This is a genomic window from Enterobacter sp. BIDMC 29, assembly GCF_019378755.1.
GTDB lineage: Bacteria > Pseudomonadota > Gammaproteobacteria > Enterobacterales > Enterobacteriaceae > Enterobacter > Enterobacter ludwigii.
Genome location: NZ_CP080000.1, coordinates 2,843,298 through 2,849,538, shown reverse-complemented (window position 1 = coordinate 2,849,538; position 6,241 = coordinate 2,843,298). Strand labels below are relative to the sequence as shown.

Annotated in this window: 9 protein-coding genes and 1 pseudogene; 3 read left to right on the top strand and 7 right to left on the bottom strand. The window is 51.2% G+C overall.

What is annotated here, in order from left to right; all coding sequences use genetic code 11:
- Positions 1–642: BapA prefix-like domain-containing protein (locus tag JTA15_RS12335; protein WP_219372347.1), on the bottom strand; the 642-nt coding region annotated here is incomplete at its 3' end.
- A 768-nt stretch (positions 643–1,410) separates the two neighbouring features.
- Here JTA15_RS12335 and JTA15_RS12330 point away from each other — a divergent pair.
- The 3 genes from JTA15_RS12330 to JTA15_RS12320 are packed head-to-tail and all read left to right on the top strand — an operon-like array spanning position 1,411 to position 3,261.
- Positions 1,411–1,938 (top strand): tetratricopeptide repeat protein, encoded by a 528-nt coding sequence (locus JTA15_RS12330; RefSeq protein ID WP_032678808.1) that lies wholly within the window; start codon positions 1,411–1,413, stop codon positions 1,936–1,938.
- A 7-nt stretch (positions 1,939–1,945) separates the two neighbouring features.
- Positions 1,946–2,476, top strand: a complete 531-nt coding sequence (locus tag JTA15_RS12325) for a sigma-70 family RNA polymerase sigma factor (RefSeq protein WP_079231754.1) — start codon at positions 1,946–1,948, stop codon at positions 2,474–2,476.
- Positions 2,473–3,261 carry an anti-sigma factor gene (locus JTA15_RS12320; protein ID WP_219372346.1) on the top strand — a complete coding sequence of 263 codons (789 nt, stop codon included), beginning with the start codon at positions 2,473–2,475 and terminating at the stop codon, positions 3,259–3,261. Before JTA15_RS12325 ends, JTA15_RS12320 begins: the two co-directional genes overlap by 4 nt.
- Here JTA15_RS12320 and JTA15_RS12315 read toward each other — a convergent pair.
- From JTA15_RS12315 to JTA15_RS12290, 6 genes and pseudogenes are all read right to left on the bottom strand, one after another.
- A complete protein-coding gene (locus JTA15_RS12315) occupies positions 3,253–3,810 on the bottom strand; it encodes a YceI family protein (protein ID WP_134179428.1) in 558 nt (185 codons plus the stop codon). The genes JTA15_RS12320 and JTA15_RS12315 overlap by 9 nt on opposite strands.
- A 68-nt stretch (positions 3,811–3,878) precedes the next feature.
- Positions 3,879–4,223 carry a cupin domain-containing protein gene (locus JTA15_RS12310; protein WP_219372345.1) on the bottom strand — a complete coding sequence of 115 codons (345 nt, stop codon included), beginning with the start codon at positions 4,221–4,223 and terminating at the stop codon, positions 3,879–3,881.
- A gap of 87 nt (positions 4,224–4,310) precedes the next feature.
- On the bottom strand, positions 4,311–4,667 hold the full coding sequence (locus JTA15_RS12305; RefSeq protein WP_014171277.1) for a hypothetical protein: 357 nt from the start codon (positions 4,665–4,667) through the stop codon (positions 4,311–4,313).
- A 220-nt stretch (positions 4,668–4,887) separates the two neighbouring features.
- A complete protein-coding gene (locus tag JTA15_RS12300) occupies positions 4,888–5,328 on the bottom strand; it encodes a carboxypeptidase-like regulatory domain-containing protein (RefSeq protein WP_219372344.1) in 441 nt (146 codons plus the stop codon).
- A gap of 548 nt (positions 5,329–5,876) precedes the next feature.
- Positions 5,877–6,044, bottom strand: coding sequence for a hypothetical protein (locus JTA15_RS21815; RefSeq protein WP_226777971.1), 168 nt, complete (start codon positions 6,042–6,044; stop codon positions 5,877–5,879).
- A gap of 2 nt (positions 6,045–6,046) precedes the next feature.
- Positions 6,047–6,241, bottom strand: a pseudogene (locus tag JTA15_RS12290) (hypothetical protein); the annotation flags it as partial.

Here is a 6,241-nt window from a genome sequence, read left to right as displayed (position 1 = left end):
GGTGAATTTGCCGTCGCTACCGGTTTTACCCGTGCCGACCAGATTGCCGTCCGCGTCTTTCAGCGTAATCGTACTGCCGGGTTCGGCAGTACCTGTGACAGTTTTACCATCTGAGGAGAATTGAAGGTTGGAAGGCGCATTTGGCGGTGTGGTATCCGGATCGGAAGGATTGCCCGGCGTGCCGGGGTTCGTATTGTCATCATCATCGTCGCCACCCCCTCCGCCGCCGCTGCTTGCCGCGACAGCGATCCCGCCTGCGACAGCAAGACCACCGAGTACCCATGGCCAGATGGCTGCGCCACCGGTATCACCGCCTGAGGCCGCCAGTAATACGTCCGTGGAGGCGATAGATTCGTAGGTAGCAGCCCCGGTAGGATCTTCAATCCACCACAGCGCACCGTCACTCTCTTCCAGGACCAGCTGACTCACCCCCTCCGCGTCGGTGACGTAGAAATTCTTCAGGGTAATGACCTCGCCAGAGTGCAGCGTGACCACCAGATCGTTACCACTGCGGGCGAAGTGGGAGACATCGGCTCGCTCTACATGAAGCTCAACGATAGAGGAATGGCTCAGCGTAACCTGTGTGCCTTCCGTGGTAGTTTCCACGCCAGTGAGTTTCGATATAACAGAGATTTGGCTCATTTAGGTATTACTCCAGCAGAGTTGTCGTGAACGGCGTGCAAGATGCGCCATCTCTGCGGAAGGTAAAGCACGCCCCCGGCGGAGTTGCTGTTATTTACGCAGCACTCACCGTTATTTTTTTTAGAGCGAACGATGCCCGCCATAATCCAGAGTGGCAACATCAGAGCGAATCTAATTACTCATGAGAGAGAATGTCGTTTATTTGTATTTTTGTGTTGTATAAAACCCTGTAATTAATGGAGGTATTGGTTTTGACGATATAAAAATGATATAGCCAGAAAAGTCTGAATGTGCAAATTAAGCATCTGTAAACACTGTGTGAAGCGTTGAAGGGGGCATTAATTCATAGCTGGCTATTATAATTTAAAAAATATAACTTGTTGTATTTATTGTATTTTTATTTGTTTGTAAATTGCGGTGTTTTATCATTTGGCATGAATAAATATTTAGCAGGGGACTTTTTATAGGATGGCGTTAAACGCTATTGTTTATGCCAGCTTAATGTGCGTTTAAGTTAGGGTAACGTTTTTGATATAACATATATTATGTTGGCAATTAATTAAAAATATATTCTTGTGCGGTGCCGGGATTCTGCTACGGAGAGAAAAATAATAACTAACAGGGAGTAAAGATCAAATATCCCGTTCAACATTTAATGGGGATACGACGCCAACATGATTCTGAGAAAAAAAAGAGGGGCCCGGGAATGAATAAAATGCATCGCTCACGCGTTTACTGACGTCATTCCCATTCACCCTGGAGCCTTTTATGAACACCACCTCTGTGCGTTTGATCCCGGTGCTGATTTTTTCCCTGTTGTCTCCTCTCGCGCTGGCGATGGGCGATAATAGTACCGAGAGCAAAACACCCGACTGTCCGTCCGGACAGGTGTATGACAGTGCAACTCAGAAATGTGTGCCCGATAAGAGCAGCAGCCTTAGCGATCAGGACAAAACCAACTATGCCTATCACCTTGCTAAAAAAGGCGAGTACCAGGCGGCGCTGAACCTTCTTGATTCGCTAAAAAATAACAACACGGCTGAAGCATGGAACTATCGCGGGTATGCCACCCGCAAACTGGGTCGTACGGATGAAGGTATCGGTTACTACCAGCGTGCGCTGGCTATCGCCCCGGATTATGCCAAAGCCCGTGAATACCTGGGCGAGGCGTGGATGGTCAAAGGACGTCCGGATCTGGCCAAAGAGCAACTGAAAGTGATTGCCGGTATTTGCGGCCAGTCCTGTGAAGAGTACCGTGACCTGCAGGCTGCCATTAACGGACATCCGGAATCCTGATCTTCTCGTGGAGGGAAAACACATCGCTACCCGTGAGGTTCGCCAACAGTTAGCCGCACACCTCTCACGTCTCTGGCGTTATGGGCTGGTGTTGTCGCGAAACAGGGATGTCGCCGAAGAGCTGGTTCAGTCCACCTGCGTCCGCGCGCTTGAAAAAAGCAGTCAGTACATGCCCGGTACGCGTATTGACAGGTGGCTGTTTGCGATATTGCACTCCATCTGGATCTCTGAGCTTCGGGCACGCCATGTTCGTCAGGGGCAGGGGTTTGTCGCCAGCGACGAGCTTCTGGCACCGGATACCCGTGAACAGGATGAGACGCGCCTGCATTACCTGAAGGTGATGCAGCGCGTCAACGCGCTTCCGGAAGCCCAGCGCAACACGGTTTTTTTGGTGTATGTCGAAGGCTTTACCTATCAGGAAGCCGCGAACACCCTGGCGGTGCCGATCGGTACCGTAATGAGCCGACTGGCGACGGCACGGGCAACGCTGGCAGCGTCTGCCGATGCCTTGCCCCCGGTTAAGGAGAAACGCTCTTGAACGCGCACCGTTTTACAGCGCCCTATAACGATGAGGCTATCGTGGCATGGATAGATGGCGAGATGTGTCATGCCGACGCGCAAAAATTTGAAGAAGAGTTGAGACGTGACGAGCGCCTCTCCGGGCGGACCGCCGAGTTAATGAAAAGCAATGCGGATTACCCCGGCGCGTTTGCCGCTATGCTGGATGATGCTCCTCTGGAGAAGATGCAGGCCCGGCTGGCGGAACTGCCCGATCCGAAGCCCGCTAGCCCGGCTGGCGTAAGCCGGCGCGCACTCATTGCCGCGTCGGTCAGTTTCCTGGTGGTCGGTTCCGGCGTGGGATATGGGTTGCGACCCGCTTTCGCACCTTCTGATGAAAACGCCCATATTCGTGACCTCGAAGCGCAATACATGTCGCTTTACAGCGTCGAGACATTGCTGGATATGGACAGTGCGCCGCATGTTCTGCAGCGTGGGCTGGAACGGGCAGCGCAGGATATCGGCCTGCAACTTCAGGCGTCACAGCTTATCCTGCATGGAGCAGAGCTTAAAATGGTCCGCATGCTGCGCTATGAAACCACCTCTATCGCGCAAATAGCCTGGATAAATGCCGACTACGGCCCAATGGCGCTGTGTATCTCCCCGACAGAGCAGACAACGACAGCCGCTCAACAGGAACAGCGGCACGACATGAACCTGGTGTGGTGGCAGAAAGCGGGATATCAGTTTGTGCTGATCGGCCGCAACCCGCTCCCACAGTTGCGGGGCAGTGCAGAGCAGCTGCAAAGCCTGATTTCAGGATGACGGGATGCCGTTAGCCTGAATCGCAATGGTGATGGCAATCTTGTCATCAACGACCAGCGCAAATTTATCCATGCCGTAGGCCGCGCGCGAAATGGTTGTTGTCGCATCCAGCGTAAGGACCGGCGCGTGCGGATCTTTCACGACGGCGTCCAGAATGACCGGGCGGGCAATGTCGCGTACGGTCAATGTTCCGAACACCCTGAACGTTCCTGAACCCTGAGCGACCACGCGTGAGCTGATAAATTCGATAACAGGATAACGTTCAGATTCAAAAAACATGTCGCTTTTCAGTTGCCAGGTGAGCAGGCTGTTTGAGGCAACCAGGGTAGCCACGGGAAGGGTGACATGAATATGGTCATCGATATCCTTCTCCGGGTTAAGGGTTACGGAACCCGTGACGCCACTGAATCTGGCCCAGGAGAGGATCCCCCCGAAGGCGTGCCAGGATAACCGTATGGCGGTGTTTTCAGTATCAATGGTATAGCTCTGCGGGGCGGCCTGCGCCAGCGGACAGAGCAACACGAACAGAATAACCAGGCGTCGCAACATCTCAGGATCTCTTTAGGGGTGGCAAGGCGTTAACGCGCAACCCCGGGGATCTATTCGGCTTTTAGGCGTCAGGACGTCTTAATAATATCCACCGAGATCTCGACGGCGGTTACCGGATCCCGGTTTTCCAGCCAGTGGACCGTGTTGTGATCTTCCGGCCAGCCGACACCGGGACCGTAATCAGTCGCAATACCGTGACGATGATCGGTGATGGTACCTTCAAGGATAAACACGGTGCCCGGTCTGTCGATATGATTATGCACCGGACCAAAGACCGCGCCGGGAGCGAGAGTGACCCTGCGCATGCGAAGCTGGCGCCCGGCCATGCCCGCTATTTCCGGACCCAGATCGACGACGGAGAGTAATTCAACGGTAACGCCCTGGGTTTCAGGTGCGGTGTGTTCGCTGTTCATGATGGAGTCCCCCTGAGACAAGTTTAGTCTGCAGGAAGCAGGGCCGGAGGGAATAAAAAAGGCCGCGTCTGCGGCCTTTCGAAGGGATTACTCAGTAACTTTCTTTTCCAGCTCGCTGGCACCTTCTTTGGTTTTATTCCAGCCTTTCTCAGCACCTTCTTTGGTGGCATCCCACCCTTTCTCGGTACCTTCTTTGGTTTTATGCCAGGCTTTCTGGGAATCTTCGCTGACCTTGCTGCCTAAGTTTTCGGTTTTACCCTCTGCAGCATGCTTCTGTTTCAGCTTCAGCTCTTCGCCTTTATTCTGCTCTTCGTGCAGTTTTTGCTTCGCGTCGTTGGCGTTTGCCTTCGCCGCAGCGACGGTATCGTCAGTTGCATGTGTGGTCGCAGCAAATACTGGGGAAGCCAGCAGAACGGCAGATAATGCGATAATTGTTTTTTTCATAATATCCTCATTTAACGTTATCGGTTATGAGCGTGATTCAGCATGGCACAGACGAAGCGGCGTGGCTTTAGGAAAAAACTGTAATGTTATTTTGGCGTTATACCGTGAAGCGTATTTAGTTACGCAGAGGAATTAATTATTTTCAGGTTCAATGCCGTGTACCAGGGGCATGCATATCCCTATTACTGGTGGCTTTTGGCCATGAGTAAAGTTAATTAACTCACTGAGCTTCGCAAAATATATTTTGACTCTCCCCGCTTGTTGGGGAGAGTTCGCAGAACAGTTTCACGCTGTCGTTCCTGGAATAGCCTGAAAAAGGCCCGCCAAAGCGTTGGGAGGTGTAAATATCGCGTTTTTGTCCCTGAGGGTCGATTGTTGTCAGTGTCCAGCTACTCAGGCGATCTTGCGGTCCGATGGGTATAAAAACATGCCAGTCTCCCTGCGGTACGAAAGAAAAATACCCGTTATTATCCGTTTGTGTCGTGGCAATGTGTCGGTCGAATTCCACTAACGAAACGGTTACCCGGGGCAGCGGTTTTCCTGCGTTATTCAATGTGCCCTCAATACGAGGGGAGGGATAATCATGGTAAACGCAACCGCTGAGCAATAACGTGAGAGCCACGATAGCCTGGCTTGCGATGCGGTTTGAGGACGCTGTCATGGGTGCGAATCCTTTTGCGTTCAGGTGTTTTTCGGTGGCGTGAATGCAGTATACGCGGGTGGCGTAATTTCGGAACTGTAGATTCTGTTAAGGATATTGATTTACTGAGTATTTCCAGACTTATGACTGGATAAATTGAGCGTGTGAATAGACACGTGCAGAATGTAGCTTTACGAGCTACATTATAAGAGGTCTTGTCGTTGCCTTTACAATGTTAACGTACTGACGTTGCGCTTTGCAGAAAGTCGCATCAACGAACTTTCTCTGGCGTAGGAGTGGCCGAAATCGTCATGTATTTTTTCAGGCCAGCCTCTCGTTTTACACCTTGGGCTCTGAACCAAAAGGAAGCCTTAAGCGCGGGGAGTCGACGTTGTTCACTGTCCAGAGAAAATTACCAAAGAATCTGAAGTTGATACTTGCTACTGTAACGGATAATACCTCAAAACTTCCCGTAGAATACTCATTACCCAAACGGACGATTTCTTTAACGCCATCCTTAACATCGATAAGAGCAATTGTCAGTGACTCCTCGAAAATAATGTCATCCGTTAAAAAAAGATATAGCGATGATCATTAACCTGAACAGCTGCTTCCAGTATTTGCCCTGGTACAATAATGTCTGTGCTATTGCCATTGATCACTACGTTAGGCTGCGCCTGGGATAAATCTGTCGCTTCTTGACCCTTTACCAGAGATATTGAATTAACCTGTTGCATAATCAATTCCACACACTACCCATCTCCGATACTGCAAGAGCACCGCTGACAAAACCACCAATAAGTACACAAACAGATGCATCTGGCCCACACATCAATCCCGCCATTACGCAGCCTGCGGCGTTTATCGCTATTTGCCGCCCCGATTCTGAGACCTTATTTTCAGCGGCATAAATTTCGTAAACAGAAATTGCAAC

Excerpts from the sequence above, each read along its gene's own strand:
- JTA15_RS12305 (WP_014171277.1), bottom strand. The coding sequence starts at position 4,667 with ATGAAAAAAACAATTATCGCATTATCTGCCGTTCTGCTGGCTTCCCCA.
- JTA15_RS12300 (WP_219372344.1), bottom strand. The coding sequence starts at position 5,328 with ATGACAGCGTCCTCAAACCGCATCGCAAGCCAGGCTATCGTGGCTCTC.
- JTA15_RS12330 (WP_032678808.1), top strand. The coding sequence starts at position 1,411 with ATGAACACCACCTCTGTGCGTTTGATCCCGGTGCTGATTTTTTCCCTG.
- JTA15_RS12310 (WP_219372345.1), bottom strand. The coding sequence starts at position 4,223 with ATGAACAGCGAACACACCGCACCTGAAACCCAGGGCGTTACCGTTGAA.
- JTA15_RS12315 (WP_134179428.1), bottom strand. The coding sequence starts at position 3,810 with ATGTTGCGACGCCTGGTTATTCTGTTCGTGTTGCTCTGTCCGCTGGCG.
- JTA15_RS21815 (WP_226777971.1), bottom strand. The coding sequence starts at position 6,044 with ATGCAACAGGTTAATTCAATATCTCTGGTAAAGGGTCAAGAAGCGACA.